The sequence below is a fragment of the Robbsia andropogonis genome, from assembly GCF_000970345.1.
Classification (GTDB): Bacteria; Pseudomonadota; Gammaproteobacteria; order Burkholderiales; family Burkholderiaceae; genus Robbsia; species Robbsia andropogonis.
Window position 1 is genome coordinate 310,667 of the sequence record NZ_LAQU01000003.1, and the last position, 17,665, is coordinate 328,331.

The window sequence follows — 17,665 nt, forward strand, 5'->3', positions numbered from 1 at the left end:
AACTCGCCGGTCGAATTGATGATTAGAAAAATACCTTTCCCCCTTCAGTCCGGCTTTTCCGCTTCAAGCATGACCGATGACGGCATGTCGGGTGGCGACGGCGGTGGCTCGGGCGTGCCCGGTCAGCCGCCCGGTGTCCTGGCAGCCTCGTCCGGCTCCCATGCGCATTTGCCGCTTTACGCACAGATTCAACGCTTTATTCGCGGCGAGATAGCGAGTGGCCGCTTGAAAGAGGGCGACCAGATCCCCACCGAGGCCGCGTTATGCGAGCAGTTCAAGGCCGCACGCGCCACAGTCGCGCGTGCGGTGCAGCAGTTGGCCCTCGAAGGGTTGATCGTGCGCCGTGCGGGGAGCGGCAGTTTTGTCTCGATGCGCTCGATCAGTGCGCCACTGCAGTTGACGGAGGTGTCGTCGTTCGAGGATAAGCTGGCGCTGGAAGGTGCCAGCGTCAGTTATGAGGTACTGGGCTTCGTCACCCGCGCGGCGGGTGAGGAGCATGGCGCCCTGCTTAAATTGGATGCAACGGAGCGCGTGTTCGAATTGCGCCGCCTGCGCGTCATCGGCGATCAGCGGGCCAGCTTGGAGATCCGGATCATTCCCCCCGCCATTGGCGGTGCGATCACCGTGGAAATGCTGCATAGCCGGTCGATTCACCGGATTCTCGATGAACTGGGATCACCGGTCCGCCAAGTGGTGGGCAAGATCCGCGCATCCACTGCCACCCCGGACCTGGCCGCCCAGCTCGACGTGGCCCCGGGCAGCGCGCTGCTGATCCGCGATTACACATTGCGTGACGGCGCCGGGCGACCGCTGATCAGCGGCGAGTCCTATTACCGCGCCGAATTCCATATCGACTACATCGTCCAGCAGATCGCCTGAGGCGGATCGGCGTCAGGGCATCATGCAGGTGAACGAAGCCGCCACGTTCGGATTGCCCTTGCCGTTGAAATGCGGATAAGTCGGGTACCGACATAGGGGCCGGGTCCGGCCATTCGTGCCGCGGACGATATCCGCGCCCACCAGCGTTTCGGGTGCCTGACCGTTCGTCACCCAGTGATCCAGCGCGGTCAGTTCGTCGAACGCCGGGATGAACACGCCATTACCGTGCTGGAAGCCCGGCACCAGATAAAGGCGCAGGAAAGCGTCAACGATGGGTTGACCATATCGCGCCACCAACGTTTTATAGAATGCGACGGTTTCGTTAGGGCTGATCACCTCGTCCGCAAGACCGTGCATGATAATGATCTTTCCCCCGTGCGCGATGAACCCCGACAAGTCCGGGTTCATCGCGCCGACGACGTCGGACAGGGCCACCAATCGGTCCAGCCATCGGCCAGGGTGCGACACGTCGAAATGTAGCGTGTCGAACCTTACATCGCGCGTCACGAAGTATTTCATATAGCCATCCGCCTGCGCGAACAGATAGCCGTTGGCGTCAAAGCGCAATGGCCGCGTCAATCGCGGCGAACTACCTAGCCCCAGTCCACTGGTGAAGTCGACGCCGGCAAACACGTTGTAGCCATGATAGCGGGAGACGCCATACGCCAATGAATAGGGCAGCTTCAGGCCATTGCGCAATATCTGAAGCGTATGCATTTGCGCGGGCGTCGCGCAAAGTCGCGCACTGACCCAGTCGCGCTGCTGCGCCGGGCAGCGCAGGGCCGCGATGATCTGGCCTTCACGCTGCCGGCACGCAGCCACGTTCGAGACAATGCCATCACGCAAACCGTCCAGATCGTCACACTGCGACAGCACGATCTCACGGACCCGCCGCTGCAGTGCCGGTCCGACATAACCCGGAGGCCGCACGCCCGCGGTGTCATCGTCACGCGGCAGTTGGTTCGACGCACCGCCACCGTCGCCTCCGGCCGGCTTGCCGCCGTCCGTCTGCGGAGGCACCGGCACGGCATTGTTCCCATCCGTCTGGCCATACGCCGCTTGCCCCACCATCACCCCGATCAGGCGCACGCCGGAGAAGTTTAACGCCGGCGCGTTGGCGATGACGCCGTCATAGTCGTCGGGAAAACGTTGCACCACAGTCAGCGCTTCCCGCCCGCCCGTCGAGCCGCCAGCGAAGTATCGCTCCGATGGGGCACGACCATAGCCCAGCTTGATCAGCGCCGATGCCACGTCGTGCGTCTTCTTCAGATGCCCATAGCCGAAATTGATGACTGCCTCATCATTCGTCGCAAAATTTGCCAGGCTCGCATTCCCTACATGCCCGGAGTCCGAACCGTAGGTGGCGTAGCCTTGAAACAGCGGTGATGCGTAAGGCGCGAACGCGGTAGGTTCGGTACCGGTCACTAGCACGCCGCTATAACCGCCGCCGCCCATCTGCAACGAACGCCCGTTCCAGCGCAATGGCAGATTGACCTCGAACCGGATATCGGGCGTGGTCTCAAGCGTCGCGCGGATCACGCCAACGATCCGGCAATAGGCGCCGTTGCGATTCCCCTGGGCATCCGCGGCGATAAAAGCGGCGTCGTTGATCTGCGCCCCGCGCGTCGGCAAGTCGATCGCCGATGCAGGCACCATCATCTTGTCCAGGCCGTTACACCGAGCGATGAAATCCGATGTGGCGCGTGAGAGGCCCAGGCGCGTGCCCGTCGTGCGGCTGGCCTGTGCCGTTGGCTTTGCAAATCGATCGTCATCACCGGGCGCCACGACGGTCGGCGCTGCCGATGGCACAAGCGGCGCACTCGCCCTTGAAGACGGCACGATACCGGTGGCACCGGTTGCTGCCTCCGACACCGGCGAGATCATCATGGCCAGCACGAGTCCTGCAAATGCGCCGGCCAGCAATACGACACGTACGATGCCAAGATTGGCGCGCGTTCTGTATCTGGTACACACCGCACGTGCAATGACCTTTGACCGGCCGACCGGACCGGCGCGCATCCGTGCGGCAAGCGTGCGGAAAACCAGGGGGCGTTGCGCCGATAAGGCGCGGATAGGATCGTTCAGCACAGACTAGGGCAGTCGCGGAGCCGGTTAAGCGCACCGCATTCGAAAGTGGGCGTTGGAGAATTTCTCCATCCTCTCACATCAGAATGGCAGACGTCTGACTGTTGTGCGTGCGCCGCAACACTGCAAGCGATGCGTTCATCTGTTGCCCACCCACCCCGCGGTAACGGTCATAGGCTAACGTGTCGCACAAAATCGTCCGCGTCAGGTCCTCGCTGGCGACAGCAAGATCCGGATGCTCAAGCAGAAAGCGTCGTAGCGTGGAACCTACCGGCTTGCGCACCACCACCGTTCGCGTATGCAGACACGCCGCGAAAGTCGCATTAGATACAGACGCCGGAACATGCACTTAGGGATTAGGGATCATATCATTTGCATTCCTTATAAAAACACCCCCCCCCAGGCATTTGCCTATGTCATCAGATCAAGCACAGCGTTGCGCTGCTAACGTCTAGATCCGTTTAGAAGGAGTCACGGCTCACTCGTACGTCAGGCTCGTGCCTACACCATGTCATTTCACTTACCGTCTTGGACACAGCGATTCTGATGTATCGGCGGCGCGACTCACGTCATCGGCGTACACCGTCGAGTCGACGTGACACGGAGCACGTTCCGACCGACGATAAGAGACCATCGCATATCGCGCTGGCATGACAGGTCTGCGGCTACGCAGTCACTCGAGGCGATGCCATGACTTTCTCCCCTCTGACTCCCATGACGATGCAATCGATCCAGACATCGTTGGCTGCGCTATTGATCGCACACCCGCTCGATGCCGATGCGTTGATCGGTGCATTCGCCGGCGCCATACTGATTGTCACGGTATCACGCAGTCGATCCGTCGCGCGACGTGCCTGCCATGGTTTCGTATCCCTGGTGGCCGGCTACTTCAGCGCTGCGGAGATCATCGCACAGACGCCACTGACAAACGCAGGCATCGCTGCGTTCCTTGGCGCATCTACCGCCGTTGCCGTAACCCTGCGATTACGGAAGCGTCTCGACGGCGACGTTTTTCCACCTATTGCCCGTGGTAAATGACGCTTTAAAACACATGTAGGGGGCGGATTGCGATGTAATGGGTTCATCGTTCGCTTCGCATAATGCTGCCGACATAATTATTGATAAGTCAATTTAAAGATGCTTCTCGTTGAATGCGTTTCGTTTCGTGCTTAAGCGATTAAATAGCGCTAGTTAATTTAAACGGGGGTGCAATCGGTACAAATCGTCATCAAGCGCTACGCGTGGACGCAGGCACAAGATTTCCCATAGTTTTTTTGAGATGCACGCCAGGTAATTTTTAACAACCCCGCTTGATCATGTTGTGTTTGCACCGCATCGGCATATTACAGGTGCATTTCATTCAAGTTATACAAACGTTTGCCGCTATCAAAAATAACCGGCTGAAGTGGCCTGAGATGGCAACTGTATCGCCAATTGTAAATGCGCCAACCGCACTGTACTGAACGATGTCCACGAAATCCCTCTTCCAGTTCGCGCCCACGTTTCAATGCCTGCTGGGCTGTCTGGTAGCCACGGCCTTGCTTGTCCTGACGTTCGATGCAGCGGCCCAGGTTCCCTCCGCCTCGGACAACGCCGGTCTGACCGGCACAGCGGGTACGGCCGACTTCGGCGGCAAGTTGTTGCTGACCGGCGGGGTATCCCAGATAGAAGGCTCCGCCGGCGGCGGACTGACGCCATGGGCCGTCATCGGCGGTTATGGCACCGGAAGCCAGGTTGGCGGCAACGCGCACGCGACCTACGTCCATACGCAGGATTTCGCTATCAATAGTTATGGCGCGGAAATCGGCATCGCCAACCGGGTCGAATTGTCGATGGCCCACCAGCAACTGAACACCCGTTCCGCGGGCGCGGCGCTGGGCCTGGGCGCTGGCTATCGCATCAATATGGATACGTTCGGCGTCAAGGTGCGCGTCCTGGGCGATGCGGTCCTGGACCAGGACACGTGGGTGCCACAGATCGCTGTCGGCATGCAGTTCAAGCGCAACAACAACGGTGCACTGGTCAAGGCGCTGGGCGCCCGCAGCGATTCCGGCACCGACTTCTATGTCTCGGCGACCAAGCTGCTTCTCGCGCAAAGCCTGTTATTGAACGGCACATTACGTATGACGAAGGCCAATCAGTTCGGCATTCTGGGATTTGGCGGCGACAAATCCAATTCCTATAAAGCCGCTTTCGAAGCGTCCGCCGCCTATTTGCTGTCGAAATCCATTGCTGTGGGCGTGGAATACCGGATGAAGCCGAACAATTTGGGATTTGCGCGTGAGCAAGATGCCTACGATGCGTTTATTGCGTGGGCGCCAACCAAGTATTTCTCTCTGACATTTGCCTATGTCGACCTAGGCGATATTGCTACGTTTCGTCGCCAACGCGGCGTCTACGGCAGCGCCCAAGTAGGATTCTGACCATGCGCCGAGCCCCTGTTTCCGTTTCATCATCGCGTACGCACTCGCAACCGACACCACGCACCTTGCTCCTGATCGCGGCGACCACGTTTTTCGTCGCCACCGCGATGTTGTTCACTCACCCGGCAAAGGCAGCCGAAACGCTATACCAGCAGTTCGGTGGCGAAGCGAAGATGTCGAAGATCATCGATGATTTTTACGACAATCTGCTTGCGGACCCGCGCACGAAAGACTACTTCGAGGGCGTGTCGCTGACTCGCGTCAAAAAGCTCCTGGGTGAGCAATTCTGCATGTTGCTGGACGGTGGCTGCACCTATACCGGCCGGTCGATGAAGCAGACGCACGCAGGCGACGGCATCAACCGCGCAGCGTTCGACGCGACCATTGAAGACCTTCAGAAAGCGATGGACAAGCACGGTATTCCGTTCCGACTGCAAAACAAACTGCTCGCTAAACTGGCTCCGATGTACCGCGACATCCAGGATCGCGAGTAATTGTAAAGAATCCTCGCGCACGTCCGTTATCCGGAATGGGCGCGCTCAATCCTGGGCGAAACGCCCGGACGGACTGACCACTATGTGCCCGCTTCTTCGATCGCCGTTCCTGCTGACGTCATCGGCGCCGATGCATCGCGCCCTGCGTCATGTCGGCACCAGCTTGCTGACCACATCGCTGCTGCTCGTCGGCGCGATGGTGGGCATGCCGGCCATGGCGGCAACCGTATCGGTCAAGGTGGTAGACCAGAGCGGCGCCGCCGTTGATGATGCCGTGGTCTGGGCGATCCCGTCCGGCGACACGGTGCCGCCGACAACGTCGGGCACGGCCACCATCGACCAAGTCAAACGCAAATTCGTGCCGTTGATTTCGGTAGTGCAGACCGGCACGTCGGTCACTTTCCCGAACAAGGACGACTTCGAGCACGATGTGTACTCGTTCTCGGACGCGAAGAAGTTCGACCTGCATCTCTACCACGGATTGCATGCAAAACCTGTGGTGTTCGACAAGAGTGGCCTGGTGGTAATGGGCTGCAATATCCATGATCAGATGCTGGCCTATCTGATGGTGGTGGATACGCCGTATTTTGCGAAAACCGACAAAACCGGTAGCGCGCAATTGATGAAACTGCCGCAGGGCGCCTATACGCTGACAGTCTGGCACTACCAGATGACCGATCCGAATGGACGGGTCACGCAGCCGTTGACCGCCGGCGCGGCGAACACCACGAGCGCGGCCAGCATGCGCGTGGAATTGAAGCCGTCGTCGTGATGCGGCCCGCCCGGACCACCGGCGCAACGCCTGTCCCCGCCCCCGCCCGCCTGCCGGGGATGGCGCATGACGCGGACAGCGGCGCCGGGCTCGCGGCCGTCACGACGCCTAGCAGTGCAACGAGGCGCCTGCCATGTTGATTCGCATGCCATTCCATAGTCTTCGCGCCCGTATCGGGTTCACGATCGTATTGCTGATGCTGGCCGTACAGATTGCCGGTTTCCTGATCATCAGCTCGGTGATCCGGACGAACGCGTATGCCAATGCCAACGCGGAACTCGCGGTGGCCGAGCGTGTATTGCATGAAATCCTCGACGCCAACGGCGAACGACTGACGCAGGCCGCATCGGTCGTCTCGGATGACTTTGGCTTCCGCGCCGCCGTCGCGACACATGACGTCAGCACGATTGATTCGGCGCTAAAGAACCACGGCGACCGCATCCACGCAAAGCTCGCGATGCTGGCCGATACCAACGGCAAGCTGATCGCCGATACGGCCGGGCCGATTTTGCCCGGCGAGGTGTTTCCGTTTCCCGACATGATTCGGCAGGCCGCCCGGGAAGGTTCGGCCCGCATGATCGGCATGCTCAACGGACAGCTTTACCAGATCGTGGCCGTGCCGGTAAAGGCGCCGTTGACGATCGGTTATATCGGCATGGGCTTCGCGATCGACACCACCACCGCGAAAGAAATGGCGGCACTGCTCTCGCTGGACATCTCGTTCATGGCTCGCGACGGCAAAAAGAACTGGGAATCGCTTGCCTCGTCGCTCGACGAGCCGGGGGCGCAAGACGAACGGGGGCGCCGCTCCGACGCCACCCGGTGGGACGGCGGTGATCGCGACTATGTCAGCCGCCTGGTGCGCCTGAACGACACCGTTACAACCGCGCCGATGGCCGTGCTGCTGCAGCGTTCGCTGACGGATGCGCTACAGCCGTTCCGCCGTCTGCAAACCGCCCTGCTATTGATCACCGTCGTCGGCCTGGTGATGTCCGTACTCGGCAGCCTGTTGACGGCGAACAGCGTTACGAAGCCTATTGGCGCGCTGACGCGTTTCTCGCGCCGCGTGGGCCTCGGAGACTATTCAGAGCCGATCCAGATCCCGCATGACAGCGAGGTCGGCCAGTTGGCACAAGCTTTCAACACTATGCAGGAAGGTATTTCCGAACGCGAGCAGCGAATCACGGAACTGGCATACACGGACCGCCTTACGCGCCTGCCGAACCGCGCACGGTTTGCCGAGCGGCTGGATGACGCATTGCAGCCTGCACGCGCGATCGAACGCGCCCAGGCGCGGGCGGTGTCGGGCATCGCGCCGGAACACGGTGGCGAGGCGGCGGCGGAAACATCCACTATCGAGGCGTTGCCCCCTTTCAGCCTCATGGTGATGGATCTGGATCGATTCAAGTACGTCAACGATACATTGGGCCATCATATCGGCGACGAGTTGTTGCGCGAAGCAGCCGATCGTCTGCGCGGCGCGCTCGCGCCCTACACCAACATGGTCGCCCGGCTGGGTGGCGACGAATTCGCGATCCTTCTGCCCGACACCGATAGCGACGCCGCGATCCGCGTGGCCGACCTTACCTTGAAAACACTCGAGCAGCCGATTTACATCGAGCATCAGTTCGTCGACGTGGGTGCCAGCATTGGCATTGCCACCTTTCCGAAAGACGGCACCGACGCCAGTGTGCTGCTGCGCCGCGCGGATATCGCGATGTATGTCGCGAAACGCGGCAACCTGGGTCGCATGGCCTTCGATGACAAATACGATAAGAACCGTGCGGATCGTCTCTCGTTGATGAGCGAGTTGCGTCAGGCCGTGGAACAGAACGAGCTGATGCTGTTTTATCAACCAAAGGTCGATCTGGCCACGTCCGAGGTGAAGTACGTCGAGGCCTTGGTACGATGGGAGCATCCGGTTCGCGGCTTCGTACCGCCAGACCAGTTCATTCCGTTTGCCGAACAAACGGGTTACATCAAGGCAATCACCAACTGGGTCATCGATCGTGCGGTGGCGCAATGCGCGGAATGGCTGTCGCGCGACGTCGAATTGGCCATCTCCGTCAACGTGTCCGCGCGCGACTTGATCCATAGCGCGTTGCCGGCCAAGATGGCCACGGTACTCGCGAAGTACAAGGTTCCGCCCCACCTGGTATGGCTGGAAATCACCGAAAGCGCGATCATCGACGATCCCGCGCACGCGATTGCCACGTTGGACAAGTTGTATGCGCTGGGCATTCGCCTGTCGATTGACGACTTTGGCACCGGGTATTCGTCGCTCGCATATCTGAAACGCATGCCGGTGCATGAGCTGAAGATCGATCGCACTTTCGTGATGGGGATGGCCGAGCATGTGAGCGACAAAACCATCGTGCGCTCGACCATCGACCTTGGCCATAACATGGGATTGAAGGTGGTGGCAGAAGGCGTCGAAAACGTCGAGGTGATGAACCAGTTGCGTGAGTTGAATTGCGACTTGGCTCAGGGCTATCATCTGAGTCGCCCCCTGCCTCCAGAACGGCTGGAAGTCTGGCTGGCGGAATGGGATGCGAAGCTGAAAGCGGAGGCAGTCGTGGCCGCCGCAGTCCAGGCCGCCAGCAATGCGACGTCGACGCAGCACGTCGCATCCGCGCACGCCATCGCGCATCGGGGCGCCGGCAATGCCGCCATGGCTGGCGTGCCCCGACCAGACGTCGATAAGACCTGAACGGTCACCCGCGGGCAGGATCAGGGGCAGCGTACTTCGTTCGTCGGGCGCCAACGCAGAATTGGCGCTATCGATAGCAGAATTCGTCGTTGGATTTGCCAGGCAAGAGCAGCTAGGATCGGCGGTCAAAATGACCATTCCGATCCTCACGCATCAGACACGCTCCCGCCAGATGAAACGACACGCCAAAGCCGATCCCAAGACGGTGCCCTCCCTTTCAGCGGACCCGCAGCGCCGCGCGTTAACGTCGTTTTTGCTGGCATCGTGTGCAGCCTTCGCGTTGCCCATGGAAAAAGCGTTCGCGCAGACCGCGTCGCACACGTTCCGCATTGGCTACCAGAAGGCAGCCAGCACGCTGGTCTTGCTTCGTGCAAACGGCAATCTCGAAAAAGCGCTCGCTCCCGCCGGCGTTACCGTCAAGTGGGTGGAATTTCCCGCGGGACCGCAGCTGCTCGAAGGATTGAATGTCGGCGCGATCGACTTCGGCTACGTGGGCGAAGCCCCTCCCGTTTTCGCTCAGGCCGCCGGTGCCGATTTCGTCTATACCGCATATGAAGTGCCCACGCCTCAGGCCGAAGGTATCCTGGTGGCAAAAGACGCGGCAATTACCAATGTTGCGCAGTTGAAAGGCCGCAAAATCGCGTTCAACAAGGGATCAGACGTCCATTGGTTCATCGTCGCACTACTGCAAAAACACGGGCTGACATATCGCGACATCCAGCCGGTGTACCTCGCACCCGCGGATGCACGAGCGGCATTGACTTCGGGTTCCGTGGACGCATGGGCCATCTGGGACCCGTTTCTCGCCGCGGCGGAACAGCAAAGTGGGGCGCGCTTGCTGGTTGATGGTCGAGGCGTTGTCAGCCATCACCAGTTCTTCCTGACCGCACGGCCTTATGCAAAGGCCCACGACGACATCGTCAAGCTGACGCTGAATCAATTATCCGCTGCGGGCCAGCAGATATTGGCCGATACGCGCGCCGCGGCGCTAGCCTTGTCACCGCTGCAAGGATTACCGCCGGAGATCATCGAGGCGGGGCTGAAACACTATGCTCATGTCTACAAGCCGATCGATGCGCCCGTGCTGGTGGAACAGCAACGTATCGCCGACGCCTTTTATGCGCTCAAACTGATCCCGCGTCCGATCCGGGTGCGCGACGCCACGCTGGTGAACGTCTGATGGCGGAAACCGAGCTATCGCGCCGCCTCGGGCCACTACACGCAGGCCAGCGTCCCAATGCCGATAAAGGCATTGACGGCGCGCACGCAGGCAAGGTTCACGTCGGGGAAAAATCGTCCCGGTTGTCTTCGCGACCTTACGGTCGGCGTCTCGTTCATGCGATGTATCGAACGGCGCCGTGGCTCGTTCCCCTGCTTTTACTGGCGTTATGGGAGCTCGCTTCGCGTAGCGGACATCTGTCCTCACGGGTGCTTCCGGAACCGCTCGCGGTCGGGCGCGCGGCGTTGGCATTATCTCGGTCGGGCGAGCTATGGACCGACCTGGAAGCCAGTACCGTGCGGGCCCTGTCAGGCCTCGCGATCGGTGGTATTTTGGGACTCGCGTTTGGCCTCGCGAATGGCCTCTCGCGCCTGTCTGAATTGCTGACCGATACCACGCTGCAGATGGTGCGCAATATCCCGCCTTTGGCGATGATTCCACTGGTGATCCTGTGGTTCGGCATCGATGAAAGCGCCAAGCTGTTCCTGGTCGCCATCGGCGTATTCTTCCCGATCTACATCAATACCTTCCATGGCATACGCACCGTGGATCGGGCATTGATCGAGATGGCGAAAAGCTATGACTTGCAAGGTTGGCCACTGATTCGCGATGTCATTCTCCCTGGCGCATTACCGTCCATTCTCGTTGGCGTGCGGTTCGCGCTGGGCTTGATGTGGGTGATGCTGATCGTCGCGGAAACCGTATCCGCGCAATCCGGTATCGGCTATATGACGATGAACGCACGGGAATTCCTCCAGACCGATATCGTCCTGGTTGGTATTCTGTTGTACGCCATCCTTGGCAAGCTCGCGGACCTGTTTGCAAAAGCGTTGGAACACTGGCTCTTGAAGTGGCACCCCGAACACCAGAAACGTGGGGTGAAACGATGAGCGTCACCTTGGCTGGGAGCCAACCGGTCACCGACGTCGACGCGGCATCCGCCGCCGTGGATATCAGACGCCTGTCGAAGCATTACGGTGAACAGCATGTGTTGCGACATATCGACTTGCAGGTGCGAGAAGGCGAATTCGTCGCGATCGTCGGCCGCAGCGGTTGTGGCAAGAGCACCTTGCTGAGGACCATCGCGGGCCTCGACGAACCTGACTCCGGCTATCTGTCCGTTGATCGCGCCAGCCTGCGCTTGATGTTTCAGGATGCGCGTCTACTGCCATGGAAAAACGTGCTGGACAATGTCGCGATCGGATTAGGCAAGGATGGCGCCGACAAGGCACGATCCGCCCTGCGAGCGGTCGGCCTGTCGGATCGCGCAGCGGAGTGGCCGGCGGTGCTTTCCGGCGGGCAAAGACAACGCGTGGCATTGGCGCGCGCGTTGGTCCGTCGACCGCGCGTGCTGTTGTTGGACGAGCCGCTTGGCGCGCTCGACGCGTTGACGCGCATCGAAATGCATTCGTTGATCGAGACGCTGTGGCAATCTCAGAAATTCACCGCACTGCTCGTCACGCATGACGTGCAGGAGGCCGTTGCATTGGCGGATCGCGTCATCATGATCGAAGCCGGGCAGATCGTGATGGATCAGCGGGTGGACCTCCCTCGGCCGCGTCAACGGGGCGATGAAACTTTTGCACGTATCGAGGCTGCGGTGCTGCGTCGCGTGCTGGCACGGTAGGGTATCGCGCCGCCGTGTCCCGGCACATATACGTTCATCACGCAGTCTCGCAACATCGATTGGTGGCGGCCCCTGCCTTAGCAGCAAGAGTCATCACGCGATTTACGGCCTACTTGACGCAATGACGACGATGGCGATTCACCGAACGTGCGCTTGTACTCCATCGCAAATCGGCCAAGGTGAGAAAACCCCCATTTCAATGCAACATCGGTGACCGATCGCGGCTCGCCGTGCTTGCCACGCAGTTCGTCACGGACTTGCTGGAGACGCGCCTGGCGCACCCAGACCATCGGGCTGACGCCATGGCGATTCCTGAATCCGGCAAACAACGTGCTGGCGCTGACGCCGGAAAACTCAGCAAGTTGCTCGATCGTCAGCGGCTCATGCAAATGCGCCCGAATATATTCCTCGACACGTTTGACGTAAAACGGCGCCAACGGCCGGTGGGACGCACGTATGCCGTCCCGCGCATTATTGGCCTGCCCATAGATCAGTGCATTGAGAATCGTCGATTCGAATTGTTCGTAGGCCAACGGATTCCGTAACGGATGCGCGGGATCGCCAAGCGCATCCGCCAGCAGGCGTAGTAACGGCAACAAGCATAGCGCGGACGGCGAGGTCATCTCGAACGACGGATCGAACTCCACGACGCGCCGTCCCTCGCCGCCGAAATGGCTGGCGCAGTGCCGCTCGAGCGCATCGCGCTCGATGCGCAGCACGACTTGCGGACAATGCCGCCATCGCATCCGCAACGGCAGCGTGGGCGAAACGAAAGACGCGACATGCGGCGATGAGTCGAAATATTTATCGCCGCATTCGATCACCGCACCGCCCTGCAGGGGCATTTGCAACAGGAAGAAACTGCCGAGTCGTTCTGGATCGATCGTTACATCGGCGCCGTAATCGAGCAGGTTCAGTGTCAGATTGCCGTATTGCGCACGATGCATCCGGCTAACGAAGCGCTCGGAGCGCCCTGCAAACGCGAGCTTGTGCGGCTTGAATACGGCGCCCACGCGCTCGCGCACTTCGTCAAAATCGCCTGACTCCAACAGCAGGCTGCTTTCATTGAAGCAAGCCGCACCGGCCAGCGAGGGGACGACGGAAAAAGGCGTCATCGAAGTTCTCCAGGACCATCCATTTTGCACCTGCCCTGTGCGCGATACCCCAATCCCGTGCAGCCATCCCGAGAAAGTGGATAGCCGCGTGGAGGATTCGGATAGTGGCATCGCTTCCGTGCTCTATAAAAGCCGAAAACGCAAGAACCAGGCCATCACGCAATCGATTTGCACTCTAAGCCACCGGTATTCGAGCGGCCACCCTCCTTTACCCGTACCCGCTTCTTTTTCGTTATTTCCGTACGCTTGGCGGCCTTACACCACAACTCGCGCTCGTATCGCCTTTGTCGTTTTCCGGAGTCCGTGGATATCCGCCGGATAAAGCGGATAGAACCGTTTATTTAGGCATCGAACACTAGTCTCGACATCAAACGAGAGTAGAAACCGCCATGAAAGGAAGATACATCGATATTCCCGCACGAAACGGCGGCACATTTCGCGCGTATCTGGCATGCCCGGCGCAAGGCAAGGGTCCGGGGATCGTGCTGTGCCATGAGATTTTCGGCGTCAACGCCACGATGCGGGAGTTGGCGGACTACTATGCGGAGGAAGGCTACACCGTCCTCGTTCCCGACTTGTTCTGGCGCGCGGAACCCGGCATCGAACTGGGTTACACGGAGGCGGATTTCGCGCGCGCGCTCGATCTCTATAGCCACTACGACGAAGACCTCGGCGTCGCGGATATCGACGCCGCGCTCACCGTGCTCCGCGCCCTGCCGGAATGCGTCGGTGAGACTGGCGTATTGGGATTCTGCCTTGGCGGCAAACTCGCTTATCTGTGCGCATGCCGTCTCCCGGTTGCGTGCGCGGTCAGTTACTACGGCGTCGGCATCGAAAACGCGCTGGTGGAAGCCGCGGACATCAAGGGGCGCCTTGTACTGAATATCCCCGAACGAGACAGCTTCTGCCCGCCCGAGGCACAGGCGCGTATTGCCACCGCGCTAGCGGGCAAGAAAAACATCGAAGTGTATGTCTATCCGCGCGTGGATCACGGCTTTGCCCGTAAAGGTGGCAACCATTTCAACAAGCCCGCCTCGATGATGGCGCATGAGCGCGCGATTGCCGCATTCCGTAAAACGATGGGGCCGCACTATGATCTTTCAGCACTGTGGGAAGCACACCTGCTACATGAATTCGCCACGCGTGATGTCGATGCCACCATGGCAACGATGGTCAGCGAGCCGTATGTGAACCATATTCCAACGCTGACTGGTGGTGTTGGCCATACGGAACTCGCACGTTTCTATCGCCATCATTTCGTCCATGCCAATCCGCCCGATACCGAGATGACGCCGATCTCGCGCACGATTGGTGCGACACAAATAGTGGACGAAATGATATTCCGCTTCACGCACACGACCGAGATCGACTGGATGCTGCCTGGCGTTGCCCCTACGGGCAAGCGTGTCGAGATCGCGCTGCTCGCGATCGTCAAGTTTCGTGGCGACAAGCTCTATCACGAGCATATCTATTGGGATCAGGCCAGCGTGCTGGTGCAGATCGGGCTGCTCGACCCGAACGGCCTCCCGACCACCGGTGTGGATACCGCGCGCAAATTGCTAGATGAAACCGTGCCGTCGAATAGATTGATGCAGCGCTGGCGGCACAGCGAACCGGCAAACGATGCACGACGCTGATCTTCACATCCTGGAGCACATCATGACGCATTCACTTGCAGGAAAGGTCGCCATCGTTACCGGTGGTGCCACACTGATCGGCGCAGCCGTCGCAAAAGACCTGGCGATGGCCGGCGCGAAAATAGCGGTTCTCGATATCGACGCCAACAATGGTGCGTTGCTTGGCGAAGCACTTGGCGTCGACGACGTCTTTATCGAGACGGACATCACGGACGATCGCGCCGTTGCCGATGCCGTGGAGGAAACAGTCAGGCGTTTCGGTGGCATCGACATCATCGTCAATCTGGCCTGCAGTTATAACGATGACGGCTTTCGGGCCACGCGCAAGGATTGGCTTTCCGCGTTCGACGTGAATGTCATTTCGGCGGTCATGCTGGTCAAAGCGGCACATCCACATATGCTCAAGCGCGGCGGTGGCGCCGTTGTCAACTTCAGCTCGATATCGGCAGGGTGCGCGCAAACGGGCCGGTGGCTCTATCCAACCTCGAAAGCCGCCATCAAAGCACTCACTCGCAGCATGGCAATGGATCTTGCACCGGACGGCATCCGTGTCAATTCGGTCTCGCCGGGCTGGACCTGGTCCCGCGTGATGGATCAGTTGACGCACGGTGATCGCGCCAAAACCAATCGCGTGGCAGCGCCCTACCATTTGCTCGGTCGCGTGGGCGACCCTGCGGAAGTCGCGCATGTCGTGACGTTTCTCTGTTCAGACGCGGCGAGCTTCGTCACCGGTGCCGACTACGCCGTGGATGGTGGTTATTCCACCATGGGCCCGGAGCAAGCCGTTGCGGCCATCCCGAAATTAGCCGAATAGCCCGCGTAAGTCGGGGGTCCCCATCAATCGTTTCAGATCGAGTTCACTATCATGAGAAAAATCGCCATCGTTGGTGCCGGACAGGCCGGACTGCAGCTCGCGCTTGCATTGCTCGACCACGGGTACGAGATCACGCTTGCGACCAATCGCACGGCGGAGGAAATCCGCACTGGCAAGATCATGTCGAGTCAGTGCATGTTCGACTCGGCACTGCAAATCGAGCGCGACCTCAATTTGAATTGGTGGGGCGATTCCTGCCCCACGATCGACGGGATCGGGTTCACCGTACCGCATCCGGAAAACTTCGGTGCAACGTTGATTAACTGGGCCTCCCCGCTGTCGAAGCCTGCGCAGTCGGTGGATCAACGCGTCAAGATGTCGGGATGGCTGGAAGCGGTGGCGCAACGCGGTGCCGACGTGCGGATCTGCGACGTGGGTATCCCGGAAATGGAGCAGCTCGCACACACCCACGATATGGTATTGCTCGCCGCCGGCAAAGGCGAGATCGTCAACCGGCTGGGCCGCAACGCCGAGCGTAGTCCGTTCGACAAACCGCAGCGAGCGCTGGCGCTGACGTATGTGACCGGGATGACACCAACCACACCGTATTCGCGCGTGCGCTTCAATCTGATTCCGGGGGTTGGTGAGTACTTCGTCTTTCCCGCGCTGACGACCACCGGACCGTGCGAAATCATGGTGTTCGAAGGTATCCCAGGTGGCCCGATGGACTGCTGGGCGGACGTGAAGTCGCCGGAGCACCATCTCGAAACCAGCTTGGCCATCCTCCGCCGTTTCCTGCCATGGGAAGCCGAACGTTGTGCGAATGTTGCCTTGTCCGACCACAACGGCGTACTGGCCGGACGCTTCGCGCCGACCGTCCGCAATCCCTGCCTCACATTGCCATCAGGCAAGACCGTACTGGGTCTCGGCGACGCAGTAGTCGTCAACGACCCGATTACCGGCCAAGGGGCGAACAACGCGGCTAAATGCGCCAAGGTCTACCTGGCCGCCATCGTCGAACGGGCCGACGCGGCGTTCGACGAGCACTGGATGCAACAGACTTTCGACCGCTACTGGTCATACGCGAAATCGGTCGTCGATTGGACCAACTCGCTTCTGACTCCGGCGCCGCCGCACATTCTTACCTTGCTCCAGAGCGCCGCCAAGGCACCCATGCTTGCATCGCGCATTGCCAACGGCTTCGACGATCCTCGCACATTCGCACCATGGTGGTTTGACGCGCGGGCCTGCTCGGCAATGCTCAGAGAGTACGCCGCCTGAACGAACCGACAGAACTAGGAGAACAGCATGTCCCGTCCTTCCGATACCACTTCGCGGGCCAGCCCGACACCTGCGGCCGTGCCGTCGAACGACATCGCGACCGCGATGCGTGCGCTACGCAATGCATTCGGTCAGTATCCCACCGGCATTACTGTCATCACCGCAACGGCGCAGGACGGACGGAAGATCGGCTTGACCGCGAATTCCTTCGCCTCGCTCTCACTCGATCCACCACTGGTGCTGTGGAGTCTGGGCAAAACATCGCCCAGCCGCGACGACTTTGCTGGTGCCGGATATTTCGCCATCAACGTGCTGACACAAGCGCAAATCGCCTTATCACGCCAGTTCTCCCAACCCTCTCCGGACAAGTACGCCGGGGTGGAATATCGGGAAAGCATGGGTGGCACGATGGTACTGAACGACTGCAGTGCCTGCTTTATCTGTCGCAACGTCACGCAATACGACGGCGGAGATCATCTTATCTTCATTGGCCAAGTCGAGCATTTCGAAGCGAAAGGCCATGCTCCACTCGTTTTTCATTTGGGTCAATACCGCATCGTCGCCAATCATCCGAATGTTCTATAAGTCTTTAATTATGTAATACTTATT

16 protein-coding genes are annotated in these 17,665 nt (G+C 59.9%); 13 read left to right on the forward strand and 3 right to left on the reverse strand.

The genetic code is table 11. From position 1 onward, the window contains the following. Positions 1-69: 69 nt before the first annotated feature. Positions 70-879, forward strand: a complete 810-nt coding sequence (locus WM40_RS05075) for a GntR family transcriptional regulator (protein ID WP_046152290.1) — start codon at positions 70-72, stop codon at positions 877-879. 12 nt (positions 880-891) lie between these two features. Here WM40_RS05075 and WM40_RS31165 read toward each other — a convergent pair whose 3' ends face one another. Further along, entirely contained in the window at positions 892-2,538 is a 1,647-nt protein-coding gene (locus tag WM40_RS31165; protein WP_236693394.1) for a tannase/feruloyl esterase family alpha/beta hydrolase, read from the reverse strand. A 502-nt stretch (positions 2,539-3,040) separates the two neighbouring features. Then, the gene (locus WM40_RS05085; protein WP_157685714.1) at positions 3,041-3,247 is read right to left on the reverse strand and encodes a hypothetical protein; all 207 of its coding nucleotides are present in this window, start codon (positions 3,245-3,247) and stop codon (positions 3,041-3,043) included. Positions 3,248-3,654: 407 nt separating this feature from the next. Here WM40_RS05085 and WM40_RS05090 point away from each other — a divergent pair, with 407 nt between their 5' ends. The 8 genes from WM40_RS05090 (at position 3,655) to WM40_RS05125 (ending at position 12,209) form a co-directional block, all read left to right on the forward strand. Further along, entirely contained in the window at positions 3,655-4,002 is a 348-nt protein-coding gene (locus WM40_RS05090) for a putative holin (protein WP_081765216.1), read from the forward strand. A gap of 428 nt (positions 4,003-4,430) precedes the next feature. Next, complete coding sequence (locus WM40_RS05095; protein ID WP_024905926.1) at positions 4,431-5,387, forward strand: DUF3034 family protein; 957 nt, start codon at positions 4,431-4,433, stop codon at positions 5,385-5,387. A 2-nt stretch (positions 5,388-5,389) separates the two neighbouring features. After that, positions 5,390-5,881: a group I truncated hemoglobin gene (locus tag WM40_RS05100; protein WP_236693388.1), complete on the forward strand. Its 492-nt coding sequence runs from the start codon at positions 5,390-5,392 to the stop codon at positions 5,879-5,881. Between the two features lie 82 nt (positions 5,882-5,963). Next, positions 5,964-6,653 carry a methylamine utilization protein gene (locus WM40_RS05105; RefSeq protein ID WP_024905928.1) on the forward strand — a complete coding sequence of 230 codons (690 nt, stop codon included), beginning with the start codon at positions 5,964-5,966 and terminating at the stop codon, positions 6,651-6,653. A gap of 133 nt (positions 6,654-6,786) precedes the next feature. After that, positions 6,787-9,363 (forward strand): bifunctional diguanylate cyclase/phosphodiesterase, encoded by a 2,577-nt coding sequence (locus WM40_RS05110; RefSeq protein WP_236693389.1) that lies wholly within the window; start codon positions 6,787-6,789, stop codon positions 9,361-9,363. Between the two features lie 172 nt (positions 9,364-9,535). Further along, positions 9,536-10,543 (forward strand): sulfonate ABC transporter substrate-binding protein, encoded by a 1,008-nt coding sequence (locus WM40_RS05115; protein ID WP_046152348.1) that lies wholly within the window; start codon positions 9,536-9,538, stop codon positions 10,541-10,543. A gap of 161 nt (positions 10,544-10,704) precedes the next feature. Continuing rightward, positions 10,705-11,472, forward strand: a complete 768-nt coding sequence (ssuC, locus tag WM40_RS05120; protein ID WP_046152349.1) for an aliphatic sulfonate ABC transporter permease SsuC — start codon at positions 10,705-10,707, stop codon at positions 11,470-11,472. Further along, positions 11,469-12,209, forward strand: a complete 741-nt coding sequence (locus WM40_RS05125; RefSeq protein ID WP_046152350.1) for an ATP-binding cassette domain-containing protein — start codon at positions 11,469-11,471, stop codon at positions 12,207-12,209. Before ssuC ends, WM40_RS05125 begins: the two co-directional genes overlap by 4 nt. Positions 12,210-12,286: 77 nt before the next feature. On the opposite strand, the gene WM40_RS05130 is transcribed toward WM40_RS05125, so the two are convergent. After that, positions 12,287-13,324, reverse strand: a complete 1,038-nt coding sequence (locus WM40_RS05130) for an AraC family transcriptional regulator (RefSeq protein WP_024905932.1) — start codon at positions 13,322-13,324, stop codon at positions 12,287-12,289. Between the two features lie 389 nt (positions 13,325-13,713). On the opposite strand from WM40_RS05130, the gene WM40_RS05135 reads away from it, so the two are divergent. The 4 genes from WM40_RS05135 (at position 13,714) to WM40_RS05150 (ending at position 17,641) form a co-directional block, all read left to right on the forward strand. Then, entirely contained in the window at positions 13,714-14,961 is a 1,248-nt protein-coding gene (locus WM40_RS05135) for a dienelactone hydrolase family protein (RefSeq protein ID WP_024905933.1), read from the forward strand. A 22-nt stretch (positions 14,962-14,983) separates the two neighbouring features. Further along, complete coding sequence (locus WM40_RS05140) at positions 14,984-15,775, forward strand: SDR family oxidoreductase (protein WP_024905934.1); 792 nt, start codon at positions 14,984-14,986, stop codon at positions 15,773-15,775. A gap of 51 nt (positions 15,776-15,826) precedes the next feature. Continuing rightward, positions 15,827-17,056 carry a styrene monooxygenase/indole monooxygenase family protein gene (locus WM40_RS05145; RefSeq protein ID WP_036013241.1) on the forward strand — a complete coding sequence of 410 codons (1,230 nt, stop codon included), beginning with the start codon at positions 15,827-15,829 and terminating at the stop codon, positions 17,054-17,056. A 105-nt stretch (positions 17,057-17,161) separates the two neighbouring features. Next, on the forward strand, positions 17,162-17,641 hold the full coding sequence (locus WM40_RS05150) for a flavin reductase family protein (protein ID WP_046152351.1): 480 nt from the start codon (positions 17,162-17,164) through the stop codon (positions 17,639-17,641). The last annotated feature ends 24 nt before the right edge of the window (positions 17,642-17,665 follow it).